The 17,564-nt window shown below is 61.8% G+C and carries 15 protein-coding genes; 10 read left to right on the top strand and 5 right to left on the bottom strand.

Going from position 1 to position 17,564, the window contains the following annotated elements:
- Positions 1-10: 10 nt before the first annotated feature.
- Positions 11-1,678 carry a DNA repair protein RecN gene (gene recN, locus VMH34_10665; protein ID HTT09237.1) on the bottom strand — a complete coding sequence of 556 codons (1,668 nt, stop codon included), beginning with the start codon at positions 1,676-1,678 and terminating at the stop codon, positions 11-13.
- A complete protein-coding gene (locus tag VMH34_10660) occupies positions 1,672-2,529 on the bottom strand; it encodes an NAD(+) kinase (protein HTT09236.1) in 858 nt (285 codons plus the stop codon). Before VMH34_10660 ends, recN begins: the two co-directional genes overlap by 7 nt.
- 123 nt (positions 2,530-2,652) lie before the next feature.
- Between VMH34_10660 and hrcA the strand changes: the two genes are divergently transcribed.
- From hrcA to VMH34_10625, 7 genes are all read left to right on the top strand, one after another.
- On the top strand, positions 2,653-3,720 hold the full coding sequence (gene hrcA, locus VMH34_10655; GenBank protein ID HTT09235.1) for a heat-inducible transcriptional repressor HrcA: 1,068 nt from the start codon (positions 2,653-2,655) through the stop codon (positions 3,718-3,720).
- Positions 3,721-3,868: 148 nt separating this feature from the next.
- The gene (grpE, locus tag VMH34_10650; GenBank protein HTT09234.1) at positions 3,869-4,450 is read left to right on the top strand and encodes a nucleotide exchange factor GrpE; all 582 of its coding nucleotides are present in this window, start codon (positions 3,869-3,871) and stop codon (positions 4,448-4,450) included.
- A gap of 77 nt (positions 4,451-4,527) precedes the next feature.
- The gene (gene dnaK, locus VMH34_10645) at positions 4,528-6,468 is read left to right on the top strand and encodes a molecular chaperone DnaK (protein HTT09233.1); all 1,941 of its coding nucleotides are present in this window, start codon (positions 4,528-4,530) and stop codon (positions 6,466-6,468) included.
- 93 nt (positions 6,469-6,561) lie between these two features.
- Positions 6,562-7,698 (top strand): molecular chaperone DnaJ, encoded by a 1,137-nt coding sequence (gene dnaJ, locus VMH34_10640; GenBank protein HTT09232.1) that lies wholly within the window; start codon positions 6,562-6,564, stop codon positions 7,696-7,698.
- A 156-nt stretch (positions 7,699-7,854) separates the two neighbouring features.
- Complete coding sequence (locus VMH34_10635) at positions 7,855-9,027, top strand: efflux RND transporter periplasmic adaptor subunit (protein ID HTT09231.1); 1,173 nt, start codon at positions 7,855-7,857, stop codon at positions 9,025-9,027.
- 12 nt (positions 9,028-9,039) lie between these two features.
- Complete coding sequence (locus VMH34_10630; GenBank protein ID HTT09230.1) at positions 9,040-12,228, top strand: multidrug efflux RND transporter permease subunit; 3,189 nt, start codon at positions 9,040-9,042, stop codon at positions 12,226-12,228.
- Between the two features lie 112 nt (positions 12,229-12,340).
- A complete protein-coding gene (locus tag VMH34_10625; protein HTT09229.1) occupies positions 12,341-12,559 on the top strand; it encodes a hypothetical protein in 219 nt (72 codons plus the stop codon).
- A 34-nt stretch (positions 12,560-12,593) separates the two neighbouring features.
- Here VMH34_10625 and VMH34_10620 read toward each other — a convergent pair whose 3' ends face one another.
- Positions 12,594-12,839 carry a hypothetical protein gene (locus VMH34_10620; GenBank protein HTT09228.1) on the bottom strand — a complete coding sequence of 82 codons (246 nt, stop codon included), beginning with the start codon at positions 12,837-12,839 and terminating at the stop codon, positions 12,594-12,596.
- 98 nt (positions 12,840-12,937) lie between these two features.
- Between VMH34_10620 and VMH34_10615 the strand changes: the two genes are divergently transcribed.
- Positions 12,938-13,591: a DJ-1/PfpI family protein gene (locus VMH34_10615; GenBank protein HTT09227.1), complete on the top strand. Its 654-nt coding sequence runs from the start codon at positions 12,938-12,940 to the stop codon at positions 13,589-13,591.
- 110 nt (positions 13,592-13,701) lie between these two features.
- On the opposite strand, the gene VMH34_10610 is transcribed toward VMH34_10615, so the two are convergent.
- Entirely contained in the window at positions 13,702-14,199 is a 498-nt protein-coding gene (locus VMH34_10610; GenBank protein ID HTT09226.1) for a DUF992 domain-containing protein, read from the bottom strand.
- Positions 14,200-14,606: 407 nt separating this feature from the next.
- On the opposite strand from VMH34_10610, the gene VMH34_10605 reads away from it, so the two are divergent.
- On the top strand, positions 14,607-15,845 hold the full coding sequence (locus VMH34_10605; protein HTT09225.1) for a phosphoserine transaminase: 1,239 nt from the start codon (positions 14,607-14,609) through the stop codon (positions 15,843-15,845).
- Positions 15,845-16,849 carry a DUF2333 family protein gene (locus tag VMH34_10600; GenBank protein ID HTT09224.1) on the top strand — a complete coding sequence of 335 codons (1,005 nt, stop codon included), beginning with the start codon at positions 15,845-15,847 and terminating at the stop codon, positions 16,847-16,849. Before VMH34_10605 ends, VMH34_10600 begins: the two co-directional genes overlap by 1 nt.
- Positions 16,850-17,017: 168 nt before the next feature.
- On the opposite strand, the gene VMH34_10595 is transcribed toward VMH34_10600, so the two are convergent.
- Positions 17,018-17,410, bottom strand: a complete 393-nt coding sequence (locus tag VMH34_10595; GenBank protein HTT09223.1) for an RNA-binding protein — start codon at positions 17,408-17,410, stop codon at positions 17,018-17,020.
- Between the last annotated feature and the right edge of the window lie 154 nt (positions 17,411-17,564).

Here is a 17,564-nt window from a genome sequence, read left to right as displayed (position 1 = left end):
GATACGTGGGTCAGGCAGCGGCCAGTTCGAGCATGGCTTTCGCGTGTTCGACGGTCTGCGGCGTGATGGTCACACCGCCCAGCATGCGCGCGATTTCCTGCACGCGTTCGTTCTTGCCGAGCGGCTTGATTGCAACAAAGGTATCGTTCCTGGCTATGCGTTTCTGGATTTGCAGGTGCGCCTGCGCCTGCGCCGCCACCTGTGGCAGGTGCGTGACGCAGAGCACCTGACCGCGCGCGGCCAGGCGGCGCAGGAGGCGGCCGACAATCTCCGCCACGCCGCCGCCGATACCCACGTCCACTTCGTCGAACACGAGGGTGGGCGCAGTCTGATGGCGGGCGCTGATGACCTGTATCCCCAGGCTGATGCGCGACAATTCACCGCCGGAAGCGACCTTGGTCAGGGGTTTCAAAGGCTGTCCGGGATTGGCGCTGACCATGAATTCCACGCGATCGCTACCCTGTGGGCCGAGGGTGTCTGCGTCCAGCGCGACGTCGATGGCGAACCGTCCGCCGGGCATGCCCAGGTCCTGCAAACTGTCGGCGACGGCCTTGCCCAGCCGCTTGGCGGCCTTGAGCCGGCTGTCATGCAGCGTGTGGGCGGCGTTCTTATAGTCCTGCCGGGCCGCGTCGAGATCGGCGTTCAACTTCGCGCGATGTTCGGTGTGATGCTCCAGCAATTGCAGGCGTTGCTCGATCTGCGCCAATTGCTGCGGCAGATCCTCCATGCGCACGCGGTGTTTGCGCGCCAGATCGTGCAGCCGGCCCAGGGTGTCGTCCAACTGGCGCACGGTGTCGGGGTCGGCGTCGAGGCGCTCCAGATAACGGCGCAGCCAATGACCGGCCTCGCGCAGCGGGATCAACGCCTGATCCAGCAGGGCGGTGACTTCGTCGATGGCGGGGTCGAGCCTGGCCAGCGCCTGCAATTCGATGTGTGTCCGCTCCAGTACCACTTCGGCGCAGCTGTCCTCATCGTTCAGCGCCGCCAGCGCCTGCCTGACGGCATCCATCAAACGCCCGGCATGCGCCAGGCGCTTGTGCTCACTCTCCACGCGCAGGATTTCCTCAGGGGTAAGATCGAGTGCGCGCAGTTCATCGAGCTGGTAGCGCAGCAGTTCCACCTCGCGCTCGCTGGCGGCGAGCGCATCGATCTCCGCCAGCGCCCGCTCCGTCTCGCGGACCCGGCGGCAGGCCGCCACGACGCGTTCCATGAGTTCGGGATGGCTGGCATATCCGTCGAGCAGATCGCGCTGAACCTCGCGGCGCAGCAGGGCGTGATGCTCGTTCTGGCCGTGGATGTCGGCCAGCTGCTCGCCCACCGAGCGCAGCGTTTGCAGGGGCACGGGTCCGCCGTTGATGAACGCGCGTGAACGGCCGTCGGCGCTGAACTGACGTTTGATGATGATCTCATCGCCATTCGCGTCCACCCCTTGTTCCATGAGCCACGCCTGGAACTCCTTGTTGGACGGCTGTGCGAACACGGCGTTGATGCTGGCCTGTTCCGAGCCGGTGCGCACGAGCGAACTATCCGCCCGGTCGCCCAGCGCCAGTCCCAGGGCCTCGACGAGGATGGACTTGCCGGCGCCGGTCTCTCCCGTGAACACGGTCATGCCGGGGCCGAATTCCATCTCCACTTCCGCGATCAGCGCGAAATTCTTGATCGCCAGGTATCTCAGCACGGATCGGTGCCCCAGTGCAGCTTGGCCCTTAACGTGGCGTAGTGGTCGTGGCCCGCCGGATGGATGAGGCGGATGCTGCGGTTGTGTTTGGTGATGGCCACCCGGTCGCCGGGCTCAAGGGCGCACAAGTCCTCGCCGTCGCAGTTGAGGTGCGCATCGTCCAGGTTGCGGGTATGGATCGTGACTTCAATGCGGCTGCTGTCGGCCACCACGATGGGGCGCTGGGTCAGGGTGTGTGGGCAGATGGGCACGATGACCCAGGCGGGCAGGCGGGGGTGCAGGATCGGCCCGCCGCCGGACACGGCGTAGGCCGTGGAGCCGGTGGGGGTGGCGATGATCATCCCGTCCGAGCGCTGGTTGTGCAGCAGCTGGCCGTCGATGGTCGTGCCCAGTGTAATCAACCGGGCGGTGCTCCACTTCTGGATCACCACGTCATTCAAGGCGTGACTTTCGGTCACCACCCGGCCGCCGCGCTCCAGTTCGCAGCGGAGCAAATGGCGCTGCTCCTCCGCGTAGGAACCGTCAAGAATCGCGTCCAGCTGTTGCGGCAGGCCGCCGGGGGTGAGATCGGCCAGAAATCCCAGGCGCCCCAGATTGACGCCGAGCAGACGGGCATCGTCCTGATACAGGGCGCGGGCGGCGCCGAGCAGCGTGCCGTCGCCGCCGACGACAATCACGAGATCGCAACCGCCGCCTGCAAGCCGGCCGGCGCTGCCGCCCATGAGACCGGCGCTGGTCTCATCCAGCACGGTTTCCAGCCGCCGCCGTTTGAGGCAGGCCATCACGGCCTGGAGTGCGGGCAGGATGAGGGGGTCATCCGGCTTGGCATAAAGTCCGATGCGTTTGAACATGACGGGGGAACGCGGTAGGCGCTGATTTCACCTTAGCATTTCCTGATATTCATCTCAAAGCGCCGCGCGTACTCATCCGTCCTTTTGCACTCGTGGGGGCAGAGTGCTAAATTCCAAAACATTATGTCCGGAAGTTCCATTCATCGCCCCCCCGCGCCCGGCGTACTCTCGGAGCGGGCCTTACACCTGTTCAGGCTGCTCGTCGAGCGCTATATCGCCGAGGGCCAGCCGGTGGGTTCACGCACGCTCGCGCGGGAGGCGAATCTGACCCTGAGCCCGGCGACCATACGCAACGTCATGGCGGATCTGGAGGACCTGGGCCTCATTCACGCGCCTCACACCTCGGCCGGCCGTGTGCCAACGGTGCTGGGTTATCGCTTGTTCGTGGACAGCATCATGACCATGCGCGCGCCGTCCGCGGGCGAAGTGGAGCGCATCCACGGAGACCTGGAACGCGAGGCGGACGTGCAGAGGCTGCTGCTCAAGACCTCCGACATGCTGTCTGAGATCACCCGGCTGGCGAGCGTGGTGATGATCCCCCGGGTGGAGCAGCGGGCGTTGCGGCAGGTTGAATTTCTGCCGCTATCGGATAATCGCGTGCTCGCCATCCTGATTTTCAACGAGCGGGAAGTGCAGAATCGCATCATCCAGACCGCTCGCGCCTACAGCGCCTCCGAACTGGAACAGGCGGCGAATTATCTCAACCAGGCCTTCGCCGGACGGGATCTATTGCAGGTGCGCGAGGATTTGCTGCGGGAGATGGCGCGCAATCGCGCCGAACTGGACCGGCACATGCAGGCCGCCATCGAAATGGCGGAAAAGGCGCTGGTGGCCGAAAAATCCGGCGATGAATACGTCGTCAGCGGCCAGACCAACCTGATGGCCATCAATGACCTGTCCAATATCGACAAGCTGCGGCAGATCTTCGAGGCCTTCAACCAGAAGCGCGACATCCTGCACCTGCTCGATCAGGCCGTGAACGCCCACGGGGTGCAGATTTTTATCGGCGAGGAATCCGGTTACGACGTATTGAGCGATTACAGCGTGGTGACCGCGCCTTACGGCAGCGAGGACAGGGTCATCGGTGTTCTGGGCGTGATTGGGCCGACCCGCATGCCTTACGAGCGGGTGGTGCCATTGGTGGATTTGACCGCCAAGGTTCTGGGCGCGGCGTTGAAGACGCTGACCTGATATTTTCCAGTTCCGCCAGACTTTCAGGCTTGAATTTGGCAGTTTCGGCCCCATTTCCTTGGTCTATATATTAATTTAAGAATCCGCCTCATAAACGGACGGCCTTGTTTAACTCATTGACAACCCTGCTTTTAATCATGGAGTCATCGTGGCTAAGGAAAAGAAGCATGTGACAGACATTGCCGCCGCGGCGCCGATGGCCGAGAAGCCATCAGACATGGTGGAAGATACGCCGGCCGCCGAAGAAGGCCGGGACATCGAGACCCTGGCCCGTGAATTGGAGGAATGGCGGTCCAGGGCGGCGGGCTACCAGAACGACCTGCTGCGTCTTGCGGCCGAACTGGACAACCTGCGCAAACGCACGCAGCGGGATATTGAGAACGCCCACAAATACGGGCAGGAACGCCTGATCCTGGAAATGCTGCCGGTAAAGGACAGCATGGAACTGGGCCTGACGGCGGCGCAGGCCGCCACCGAGGCCGCCGGCCTGCGCGCGGGGATGGAATTGACGCTGAAACTCTTCAATACCGCGCTGGAGAAGCTCAACGTCGCTGAAATTTACCCCTTGGGTGAAAAATTCAATCCCGATCTGCATCAGGCCATCAGCACCCAGGAATCCGACGCAGAGTCCAGCACGGTGCTGACCGTGGTACAGAAGGGTTACACGTTGAACGGCCGTTTGTTGCGCCCGGCGCTGGTCATAGTGGCCCGCGGCAAGGTTCAGGAATAACACGCCTTAAGGCTTGAAAAACGGCCAGTCGCCCCCACATTTACTGACAACCCCGGTTTGATGATGGAGAATGCAGCATGTCCAAGATTATCGGCATCGATTTAGGCACCACCAACTCCTGCGTGGCCATCCTGGAGGGTGGCAAGCCCAAGGTCATCGAGAACAGCGAAGGTACGCGCACCACGCCGAGCATCGTCGCCTACACCAATGACGATGAAGTGCTGGTGGGGCAGTCCGCCAAGCGTCAGGCGGTCACCAATCCCAAGAACACCCTGTACGCGGTCAAGCGGTTGATCGGCCGCAAGTACGCGGAGGACATGGTGCAGAAGGACATCAAGATGGTGCCCTACAAGATCGTCCCCGCGGACAACGGCGACGCCTGGGTGGACGTCAACGGCAAGAAGATGGCGCCGCCGGAGGTCTCCGCGCGCGTGCTCATGAAGATGAAGAAGACCGCCGAGGACTATCTTGGCCACCCCGTGACCGACGCCGTCATCACGGTGCCGGCCTATTTCAACGATTCCCAGCGGCAGGCGACCAAGGACGCCGGCCGCATCGCCGGACTCGAGGTCAAGCGCATCATCAACGAGCCCACGGCGGCCGCGCTCGCCTTCGGCCTGGACAAGGCCGGCAAGGGCGAACGCAAGATCGCGGTCTATGACCTGGGCGGCGGCACGTTCGACATCTCGATCATTGAAATCGCCGATGTGGACGGCGAGAAGCAGTTCGAGGTGCTGTCCACCAACGGCGATACCTTCCTCGGCGGCGAGGACTTCGACCTGCGCGTCATCGACTACCTGTGCGATGAATTCAAGAAGGAATACGGCTTCGATCTGCACAACGACCCACTGGCCCTCCAGCGCCTGAAGGAGGCGGCGGAGAAGGCCAAGATCGAGCTGTCCTCGAGTCAGCAGACCGACGTCAACCTGCCGTACATCACGGCCGACGCCAGCGGTCCGAAGCATCTCAACGTCAAGATGACGCGGGCGAAGCTCGAGTCGCTGGTCGAGGATCTGATCGACAAGACCATCGAACCCTGCAAAACCGCGATGAAAGACGCGGGTGTCGCGCCCTCCGACATCGGCGAGGTGATCCTCGTCGGCGGCCAGACGCGCATGCCCAAGGTGCAGGAGGTCGTCAAGAACCTGTTCGGCAAGGAGCCGCGCAAGGATGTGAACCCCGACGAGGCGGTGGCGGTCGGCGCCGCCATTCAGGGCGGCGTGCTGGGCGGCGACGTCAAGGACGTGCTGCTGCTCGACGTCACGCCGCTGTCGCTCGGCATCGAGACGCTGGGCGGCGTGATGACCAAGCTCATCGAGAAGAACACCACCATCCCGACCAAGGCGCAGCAGATATTCTCCACCGCCGAGGACGGCCAGACGGCGGTGACGGTGCACGTGCTGCAGGGCGAACGCGAGCGCGCGGCGGCCAACAAGTCGCTGGGCCGCTTCGACCTGGCGGACATCCCGCCGGCGCCGCGCGGCATGCCGCAGATCGAGGTCACCTTCGACATCGACGCCAACGGCATTCTCAACGTATCGGCGAAGGACAAGGCCACCGGCAAGCAGCAGTCCATCGTCATCAAGGCCTCCAGCGGCCTGTCGGAGGACGAGATCAAGCGCATGGTCAAGGACGCCGAGGCGCACGCGGCCGAGGACAAGAAGTTCCATGAGGTGGTCGACGCCCGCAACCATGCCGACAGTCTGATCCACGCCGCGCAGAAGTCGCTGAAGGAACTGGGAGACAAGGTCGCGGAGGGCGAGAAGAAGGACATCGAGGCGGCCATCGAGGAATTGAAGAAGGTCATGGACGGTGACGACAAGGCGGTGATAGAAGCCAAGTCGCAGCGCTTGATGGAACTGTCCGGCAAGATCGCCGAGCGGGCCTACAAGCAGGCGGCGGAAGCGGGCGCCGCCGCCGGATCCGCACCGGGTGCCGGGGCTGGCGATGCACAGCCGAAGGAGGGCAATGTGGTCGATGCCGACTTCGAAGAGGTCAAGGACGACAAGAAGCAGTAAAAGAGAAGAACAGCTATTGGGAGTGCGAGGGGTGAGAAGCGGAAACTTCTCGCCCCTTCGCCGTTTATTGTCACGGCTCACACTGACTGGGTTATGGCGAAAAAGGACTACTACGAACTGCTGGGGGTGGCGCGCAACGCCTCCGAGGCCGACATCAAGAAGGCCTATCGCCGGCTGGCGATGAAACACCATCCGGATCGCAATCCGGGAAACAAGCAGGCCGAGGAGAGTTTCAAGGAGATCAAGGAGGCCTTCGAGGTCTTGAGCGACGCGCGCAAGCGCGGCGCCTACGATCAATTCGGCCACGCCGGGGTCGATCCCTCCGCCGCCGCGGGCTTCGGCGGCGCCGGCGTGGGCGGTTTCGGCGATATCTTTGATTCGGTCTTCGGCGACATCTTCGGCGGCGGCGGCGCGCGCCGCGGCGGTCCGCGCGTTCATCGCGGCGCCGATCTCCAATACGATCTGGAATTGACGCTTGAGGAGGCGGTGTTCGGAACCACCGTCAAGATCCGCACGCCCACCGCCAAGGAATGCGCGTCTTGTCATGGCACGGGCGCGCGCGCGGGCACCCAGCCCATGACTTGCGACACCTGCCAGGGCCACGGCCAGGTGCGCATGAGCCAGGGATTTTTCTCCATACAACAGACCTGCCCCCGATGCCGCGGCACGGGGCAGGTCATCCGCGACCCCTGTCCCACCTGCAACGGCCACGGGCGCGTGCGCGATCACAAGACGCATTCGGTCAAGGTGCCAGCCGGCGTGGACAGCGGCGATCGCATCCGACTGACGGGCGAGGGCGAGGCCGGACAGCATGGCGGCCCGCCGGGGGACCTGTACGTCAGCGTGCACGTCAAGGAGCACCCGATCTTTCATCGCGAGCAGAACGATCTGCACTGCGAGGTGCCGATCAGTTTCGTGACGGCGGCGCTGGGCGGCGAACTGGACGTGCCAACGCTGGATGGGCGCGTGGCGCTCAAGGTACCGCCGGAGACGCAGACCGGCCGCGTGTTCAGGCTGCGGGGCAAGGGCGTGAAGTCCGTGCGCGGCGCCGGCGTGGGCGATTTGCTTTGCCGGGTGATGGTGGAAACGCCTGTCAATCTCAACCGCCAGCAAAAGGAGCTGTTGCAGCAATTCGGCCGTTCGCTGGAAGGGACGGATGGCAAACACAGCCCAAAGACCAGCTCATGGCTGGACGGGGTCAGGAATTTTTTTGAAGACATGAAGTTCTAAACGAGGGGAAATGCCGTGTCGAACATTTTCACGGCAGCCGTTCAAAAGGCTTTACAGAAGAACGGGTACAATACGCGTCTTCGCGGTCTCAATGGGAGTCGTATCTCAATGAATGTCTGGCGTTTTATTCTTTCGCCGCATGGTTTCCTGTGTCTCTTGGCTGGTGCCTGGCTGGCGGGTTGCAGCCGCTCGGCGGACAATTCGGCCGCCGCCGCCGCCGCACCGCCCCCGCCGGCCGTGACCGTCGCCCAACCCGTGCAAAAGGATGTCATGGAGTGGGATGAATACACAGGCCGTCTGGACGCGGCGGAAACGGTGGAGATTCGCGCCCGCGTCAGCGGTTATCTGGACAAGGTGCTTTTCGAGGCCGGCAAGAAGGTGCAGAAGGGCGATCTGCTGTTCGTCATCGACCAGCGCCAGTACCGCGCCGAAGTGGAACGGGCCGAGGCCACGTTGCAGCAGGCCAACGCGCAGTCGGCGCTGGCAAAGAGCGAGTTGGAGCGCGCCAAGCGGTTGTTCAGCACGCATGTGCTGGCCGAGGAGCAGCTCGACATCCGCAGCCGGGAATTGGAGGAGGCCGAGGCCACGGTGCGCGCGGACAACGCCGCGCTGGAACTGGCCAAGCTCAATCTGGAGTTCACCGAGATCCGCGCCCCCATCAGCGGCCGTATCTCGCGCGAGCTGGTCACGCCCGGCAACCTCATCGTCGGCGGCGGCAACGAAGCCACGCTGCTGGCCGTGCTGGTGTCCATCGATCCCATCTACGCCTATCTCGATGCCGATGAACGTTCAGTCCTGAAATACCGCCGGCTGGCGCGCGAAGGCAAGCGGGAAAGCGCCCGCGATGCGCACATCCCCGTTGAAATGGCGCTGGCCGATGAACACGGCTTTCCGCATCAGGGCTACATCGATTACGTCGAACCGCGTTTGGACCCGAATACCAGCACGGTGCGCGCCCGCGCCGTTTTCTCCAATGCCGACGATCAATTGAGCGCGGGGTTTTTTGCCCGCGTGCGAATCCCGGGCAGCGGTAAATATCCCGCGCTGCTGGTCACGGATCGCGCCGTCGGCATCGATCAGGGCCAGCAGTACCTGATGGTGGTGAACGCGAAACACATCGTTGAATACCGTCCCGTCAAACTGGGGGCGGACATCGATGGTCTGCGCGTGATCAAGTCCGGCATCGAGGCCGGTGACTGGATCATCGTCAACGGCCTGCAGCGCGCCCGCCCCGGCGCGCCCGTCACTCCGCAGCAAACCACCATGACGGAATTTGTCGCCCAGGCGGCGTCTCCCGCCGCCGACGCGTCGCCCGGCGCAAAAAATTAAGCATCGCACCCCATGAGACTGGCGCATTTTTTCATCGACCGGCCCATTTTCGCCTTGGTGCTGTCGGCGGTGATCACGCTCCTCGGCGGCCTGTCGATGATCCTGCTGCCCATCGCCCAATATCCGGAGGTGGTTCCGCCGACCATCGTGGTCACGGCGTCCTACCCCGGCGCCAATCCCAAAGTCATCGCCGACACCGTGGCCACGCCGATCGAGCAGGAGATCAACGGCGTGGAGGGGCTGCTGTACATGTCCTCGCAGTCGACCTCCGACGGCCAGATGCAACTCACGCTGACCTTCGAGATCGGCACCAACCTCGACATCGCCCAGATGCAGGTGCAGAACCGCGTCTCCAATGCACTGCCCAAACTGCCGGAGGACGTGCGTCGTCTCGGCGTCACAACCGCCAAGCGCTCGCCGGACATCCTGCTGGTGATCCATTTGATATCGCCGTCGAAACGCTATGATCAGTTGTACCTGTCAAATTACGCCCTGCTCAACATCCGCAACGAACTGCTGCGGCTGCCGGGTGTTGGCGATGCGCGCATCTTCGGCGCCGGTGATTACGGCATGCGCCTGTGGCTGGATCCGGAGAAGATCGCGGCACTGAACCTGACCGCCACGGACATCGTCAATGCGGTGCGCGAACAAAATGTTCAGGTGGCCGCAGGCACCGTCGGCCAGTCGCCGGCCGACAACTCGGTTTCCTTTCAGTTTACGGTCACCACCCAGGGACGTCTGACCACTGCGGAGGATTTCGGCAACATCATCGTCAAATACGGACAGGCGGGCCAGGTGACGCGGCTGCGCGACGTGGCGCGCATCGAATTGGGCGCCAATCGCTATTCTTTGCGCAGCCTGCTGAACAACGAACCGGCGGCGGCCATCCCAATCTCGTTGCGTTCAGGCGCCAATGCTCTGTCCACCGCCAGCGACATCAAGCAATTGATGACGAAGCTCAAGGATCGATTCCCCGAAGGCATAGACTACCGCATCGTATACGACACGACCGTGTTCGTGCAGCAATCCATTGATGCCGTGGTCCATACCTTTTTTGAGGCGTTGACGCTGGTCGTCATCGTCGTGCTGGTGTTCCTGCAAACCTGGCGTGCCGCCATTATTCCGTTGCTGGCGGTGCCGGTGTCGATCGTCGGCACTTTCGGCGTCATGGCGGCCATGGGATTCTCGATCAACACGCTGTCGCTGTTCGGGCTCATCCTCGCCATCGGCATCGTCGTCGACGATGCCATCGTGGTGGTGGAGAATGTCGAGCGCCACATCGCTTTGGGCCAGTCCCCCCGTGACGCCACCCGGCAGGCGATGAACGAGGTCAGCGGGCCCATCATTGCCATAGCGCTGGTGTTGATCGCCGTGTTCGTGCCAGCCGCGTTCATCACCGGCATCAACGGTCAGTTCTACAAGCAGTTTGCGCTGACCATCGCCGCATCGACGGTGATTTCGACCTTCAACTCGCTGTCCTTGAGTCCGGCGCTGGCGGCGTTGCTGCTCAAGTCACATGCCGACAAGCCTGATCTGCCCACCCGCGTCATGAATCTGTTGCTGGGCTGGTTCTTCAAAATCTTCAACGTGGCCTTCCGGGCCGGTTCAAATCTCTACGCCGCCGTCGTGGGCCGCCTGTTGCGGCTGGCCGTGGTGGTGTTGCTGGTATACGCCGGACTGCTGGTGTTCACCGGCCACGAATTGCAACGCGTGCCGGCGGGCTTCATCCCTTCGCAGGACAAGGGCTATCTCGTGGTATATGCGCAGTTGCCGCCGGCGTCGTCGCTCGACCGCACCGAGGCGGTCATCCGCCGCGTGTCCGATATCATACTTTCGGAACCCGGTGCGGCCGGCGCCGTGGCCTTCCCGGGATTTTCCGTGGTCAGTTTTGCCAATACGCCCAATGCCGGTACCGTCTTCGTGCCGCTCAAGGATTTCCATGAGCGGGTCGAACGCGGCGAAACGCTCGGGCGCATCCTCGGCTCGCTGACTCAGAAGATGAGCGTCATTCAGGACGCCTTCGTCGGCGTGTTTCCGCCGCCGCCCATCCTGGGTCTGGGCAGTCTCGGTGGTTTCAAGCTGCAGATCCAGGATCGTGCGGCGGTGGGCCAGGACAATCTTTACGCCGCGGTCAGCAAGCTCATCGAGGCCGGTAATCGAGAGCGCGGCGTCGTGGGCCTCTTTACCAGTGTGCAGAACAACGAACCGCAGATTTACGCCGACATCGATCGCGTGCAGGCCAAGTCGCAGGGCGTTCCATTGTCGGATATTTTCGACACCCTGCAGATCTATCTGGGTTCGCTGTACGTCAACGATCTCAATCTGTTTGGCCGCACCTATCAGGTGACGGCCCAGGCCGACGCGCCCTTCCGAATGCGCGAGGATGACATCCGCCGGCTTAAGGTCCGTAACAGCCGTGGCGAGATGGTGCCGCTGGGCGGGTTGCTGCACCTGAAGGAGATCAGCGGGCCGGATCGCGTCGTGCGCTACAATACCTACCCGGCCATCGAAATCAACGGCGCGCCTGCGCCAGGCTACAGCTCCGGCCAGGCAGTGGCGATCATGGAAGATCTCGCGAAGCGCGAATTGCCGACGTCGATGAGTTTCGAATGGACGGAGTTGAGCTATCTGCAAATCCTCGCCGGCAACATCGCGCTGTATGTGTTCGCGCTGTCCACGCTGCTGGTGTTTCTGGTGCTGGCGGCGTTTTATGAAAGCTGGTCGCTGCCGTTGTCGGTAATCCTCATCCTGCCAATGACGATCATGTGTGCGCTCAGCGGCGTGGACCTGCGCCACGGCGACAACAATATTTTCACGCAGGTGGCGTTGCTGGTGCTGGTGGGACTGGCCAGCAAGAACGCCATTCTGCTGGTCGAGTTCGCCAAGTCGCGCCAGGATCAGGGTTTGTCACGCATCGAGGCCGCCCTGCAGGCCTGCCGGTTGCGGCTGCGGCCCATCCTCATGACGTCGTTTGCCTTCGTCATGGGCGTGGTGCCGCTCATGCTGTCCACCGGCGCCGGCGCGGAGATGCGTGAGGCACTGGGCACGCCGGTGTTCTTCGGCATGCTGGGCGTGACGTTCTTCGGTTTGATGCTGACACCGGTGTTTTACTCCGTCATCCGCTGGTTCGTGGAAAGCCGTGAAGCCACCCGTCGGGTTCGCGATACAACGCCGGTGCCGGAGAGTCCCAGGGTTTCCTGACGCGGAATTCAATCCTGTTCCGCGCGCGGCAACGGAGTCCTGCGGATTTCACGAAGCTGTAAAATTGAGCGCGCAAGATCGCCACCGGTCCCCTAACGAGGAGGTGGCCGTTATGAACAACGCCGGCAATGACCCCACCGACCTGTTGCGCCGCGAACTCATGGCGCTGCACGGTCTGCTGTATTTCTCCGTGGAGCGGCAATATCCTCCGAGCGTCCAGCGGCTCATCGATGGTTTGATTGCGCCGCGGGCGGCGGAGCTGGAACGGCGGGAACGGGTGGTCGTCCCCCGACTGGAAACCCTCACCTGCATCGCCCCGCACTCACATTGAAATAACGACGCCGGAGAGGGTTCCCTCTCCGGCCTCATTGCTTCGGCTGTTCCGGTGATTTTGAACCACTGCTCAGCTGCCTGACACGTTCCATCGCCGGGGTGCCGACGGATTTTTCGACCTTGGCAAGCACGTACCGGCGTTTGAATCCCTTGTTGCGGATCTCACGTATCAATTCGCGAATTTCCTTGTCGCCGGCATTGCGTTTCAGGCCATCGATCAGCATCTCGATGATGGTTTCGCTCCACAGAGTCTTGGTAATGGTTTTTACATTGGCCATGGTTTATCTTTCCGACCCGGGGATCGCACCCACCAAACCAGAAGATTATTCCCAGCGCCGTGGTGATTCAACAATTGAAGCAGTGAAAGGAGAACAGCATGCCGCATAAACTTGGATTCCGGCTCGGGGTGTATATATACAAGGACGCGGAAATCGTCGATTTCGCCGCCCCCTACGGCGTCTTTTCCGTGGCGCGGCGCCTCGATCCATCGCTCGATGCCTTCCTGATCGCAGAAAGCCTGAGGCCGGTGCAGGCACAGGCCGGTTTCACCGTGCTGCCCAATTATGGCTTCGCTGATAATCCCGCCATGGACGCCTTCCTGATTCCCGGCGGATTCGGAACCCGGCAGGAGACTTATAACGCCAATCTGCATCGTTTCATATCGGAACTGCCGGAGGAGACCCTCCTGACCAGCGTGTGTACCGGCAGTTGGATCTACGGACAAATGGGGCTGCTCGACGGCTTGCCGGCGACCAATCGCAAGGAGCCCGATCGGATCGAGGCCTCGAACATGGGAAAGGTGCCCATCGATCGGCTCGCGGAAATCGCCCCCAGGGCGAAAATTTCACGGGCGCGCGTCGTGGACGCCGGGCGCATCATCACGGGCGGCGGCATCACCAGCGGCATGGAGATGGGATTTTATCTTTTGGAGCGTGCGGGCTACGACGAGGCGTTTATACGGGATGTGGCCCGCATCATGGAATACGCCAAGGCCTACGAGCTCTACCGTCCGGACCGGCAGATTGCCTGAATCCTGCGCATGCGGGGCCGGGTAATGAAAACGATTGTTTGAAACAAAGATTAACGATACAAACCGCGCCAGCGCCGGCCATCCGGCCGGCGCTGGGATGAAGGCCTGACTTACTTCGCAGCTTCGATGTAGAGGAAACCGATGCCGCCCGAAGCGCCGAGACCGGTGCTGGTGCCGAGCGCGAGCGGTTGCAGGCTGATGTTCTTGTTGCCGCCGCCGACCAGTGCAGAGGCGCTGATGCCGACGCCCGCATTGGCGCTCGCCGTGCCACCGACATACTTGCCCGCCAGCGCATATGCGCCCGGCTTCACGTCCGATGAAGCGGCGATCACGGTAAAGGCGAATTTTTCATCATCCTTGAAACTCAGGTCCAGACCCAGCGCGATCCCGGTCTCGCCCTTGTATTTTTCGGTCTGTCCCTGGTTTTCATAGGTGCATGAGACGTCGGCAGTTGAGCGGATCAGGAGGTTTACCCGGCTGCCCGGCACGACATTGCAGGTCAGTATGCCGACCTGAATGCCCGCAGAACCCTCCGCCGCAGGGCTGGCAGGAGTGGCAACAGCGAGCGCGATCGCGGTGGCGGACAGCAATTTACTCATCGTCTTCATAAGCATTACCCTTTCTTGTTGAAATTGATCATCCCGCAGTTTCTGTAGAGGCTTGGGACACGGGCTTCCCATTAATCTAAGTGTGGCAGTCCTTGTGACGGAAGTCGAGACCCGCATCAGTAGCGGATGGAACTGTGTCACATAACTCCTTTGTTTATTGAACTTTCTTAATATCATGCGCGAGCGGAAAAATTGACACAGTTCGTTAACAAAGCGGCGATAAACCCCTGGTGGCAGACGTGTAAGCCCGAACGTGGGGCATGACGCAAAATTGCGCGGGCGTTGAAATGAGGCTCACGCAAAGCCCGCTTTTGAGATATAGCGATCCCATTTCCATGGCCATATGTTTCAATGTGGTGCATAAAAATAACGAGTAGAATAACCCATTCAGAATTCTCAACTCGGGAATCAATAAGTTGAACCGACCCACTCTCCGGCCTGAACGCCCGTTTTTTTCCTCTGGCCCCTGCGCCAAGCGCCCCGGCTGGTCGCCCGAGGTATTGCGCGGCGCCTTGCTTGGCCGGTCGCACCGCTCGTCGGATGGGCTCGGGCGCCTGCGCGAAGTTCTGGATCGCAGCCGCGCACTGCTGGGATTGCCGCGGGATTACCGGATTGCAATTGTGCCGGCCTCTGACACCGGCGCGATGGAACTGGCGATCTGGTCTCTGCTGGGCGCGCGCGGTGTTGATCTCCTGGCATGGGAGAGTTTTGGTCTCGGCTGGGCGCATGATGTGAAAAACGAGTTGAAACTTCGCGATGTGCGCGTGTTTCAAGCCGACTACGGCCGGCTGCCCGACTTGAACCGTGTCGACTGCAATCGCGACGTGGTTTTTACCTGGAACGGCACCACCTCGGGCGTGCGCGTACCTGACGGCAACTGGATCGCCGATGACCGTCAGGGTCTGACCCTCTGCGACGCCACGTCGGCGGTGTTCGCGATGGCGCTGCCGTGGTCCAAGCTCGATATCGTCACTTATTCCTGGCAGAAGGTGCTGGGCGGTGAGGCGGCGCATGGCATGCTGATCCTGAGTCCCCGCGCCGTGGCGCGACTGGAGAATTACACGCCACCGTGGCCGCTACCCAAGTTGTTCCGGCTGCTAAAGAAGGGGAAATTGGATGAGGAAATCTTCACCGGCAGTACCATCAATACGCCGTCGATGCTCTGTGTGGAGGATCAAATCGACACGCTGAAATGGGCGGCATCGATTGGCGGCGTACCGGAGGTGGCCGCTCGCAGTGAACGCAACCTGGCCGTCGTGGCCGGGTGGGTCGAGCGCACGCCGTGGATCGATTTTCTTGCCGAACGCCTGGAGACGCGCTCATGCACCTCCGTGTGTCTCAAGTTCACCGATCCGTGGTTCATACGGAAGGGCATGGAAGAACGCCGGCGCATCGTGAGAGACATGTGCGGGCTGCTCGAAGCCGAGCGGGTGGCCTATGACATCGCCGCGCATCGCGACGCGCCGCCTGGTCTGCGTCTCTGGTGCGGCGCCACGGTGGATACCGTCGATGTCGGGACGTTGTTGCCATGGATCGCATGGGCCTATGCGCGGGTGAAAACAAACGCGGACCGTGCCGGAGTCCCGGACACGACCATGGATCAAAAAATTCAAATGCGGAATCATCGTGGGGAGGCAAGAAAATAATGCTGCAGCGACTGAAGAATTCCCTGCAAATGACCGCCATCGGCGGCATCGTCACTGTGATAGTGCTGATCAATCTGGTGTTGATGGAGTATTGGGACAGCGAGCCGGAGTTGTTCGATGTAAAGGCGGTCGCGCTCAAACGCGTGGGTGGCGATGAGAAAAAGCTGTGGCCGGGCGTGGTCATCACCTCGACGTTGATCGAGACCGTGAACACGCTGCTCGACAAACGCGGCGGCTATCTCAGCAATGACGTCATGCCGCCGAGCGTGTTCATGGATAACATCCCCAGCTGGGAATTCGGCGTGTTGACGCAGGTGCGCGATCTGGCCAAGGCGCTGCGCAACGACATGAGCCGCTCGCAGACGCAATCCACCGAGGATCCCGATTTGCAGACCGCCGAGCCGCACTTCAACTACCAGAACGACGCCTGGATACTGCCGTCGAGCGAGAGCGAGTATCGCGCCGGCAACGAGGCGCTGGAGCGCTATCTGTCGCGGCTGTTGAATGAAAAGGATCAGAACGCCCAATTCTACGCCCGTGCCGACAACCTGAAGGACTGGCTGGCGCTGGTTGAAAAGCGCCTCGGCAGCCTGTCGCAGAGGCTGTCGGCCAGCGTGGGCCAGGAGCGGGTCAACATCGATCTCAACAGTCCCACCGCCGTTGCCGGCTCCACGGACGAGCGGGCGCAGATCAGCGTCAAGACGCCGTGGCTGGAGATCGACAACGTATTTTACGAGGCGCGCGGATCAGCCTGGGCGTTGATTGTGTTTCTGAAGGCGGCCGAAATCGATTTTCACGGTGTACTGGAGAAAAAGAATGCGCTGGTCAGCCTGCAGCAGATCATCCGCGAGCTGGAGGGAACGCAGGCGACGGTCTGGAGTCCGATGATCCTGAATGGCACCGGATTCGGTTTCGTCGCCAACCATTCGCTCGTCATGGCAAGCTATCTCTCGCGCGCCAACGCGGCGCTGGGCGATTTGCGCAAATTGCTGGAGCAAGGCTGACGCGCCAGCGTCGGAACGCCGGACCGGTCGTCAGCCGAATATCACCGGAGAGGATGATGGGACCTGTCAATCCAAACGAGCGTGATCTTCGGGGTGCTGTGGAACGGGTTGCACCGGTGAACGAGCAAACCGATCACGCGGCTTTGCGCCGCGTGATCGGTGCCACGATCAACCTCTGGAGAATATCTTTTTGAAGAACGACAATACGCCGCGCGCCGGGGCGGCGGGCGCCGCCGAGGCACTGGTGGCGGGGCGCTGATGGCGGCCGTGGCCGCGCGAAGAACGGCCGCCGCGGCTGGCCGGCGATCGTTTTTCCTGACTGCCGGGTTTGGACTCATCGACGCGCAGCGGTCGGCCCTGGAATTCCCTGCCATCCAGCGCCTGTATGGCGGCGCGGCCCTGCGCTTCATTGGCCATGCGTACAAAACCGTAACCGCGCGAGCGGCGTGTGCGTTTGTCGACGATAACTTCAGCGGAAATGACCTGACCATATGGTTCAAAAGCGGATTTCAATTCAGCATCCGTGATGCTGTATGCAAGATTACCGACGTAAATATTCATGGGCATATCCCTTTCGTGCGAGAATCGAAAATGAAGAGACGAACGTGCGATAGCGGCGGTCGAAGACCGCCCAAAGCGGGAGATCGGATAAGACAGGACGGCTTTCATTACGCAGTCTGCATATCCTTGACGAAAGACGCATGTCTGCAACACT

The organism is Gammaproteobacteria bacterium (assembly GCA_035501935.1).
GTDB lineage: Bacteria > Pseudomonadota > Gammaproteobacteria > JAJPIJ01 > JAJPIJ01 > JAJPIJ01.
Note: the sequence above shows the minus strand (reverse complement) of the source record. Positions and strands in the feature narration are given on the sequence as shown.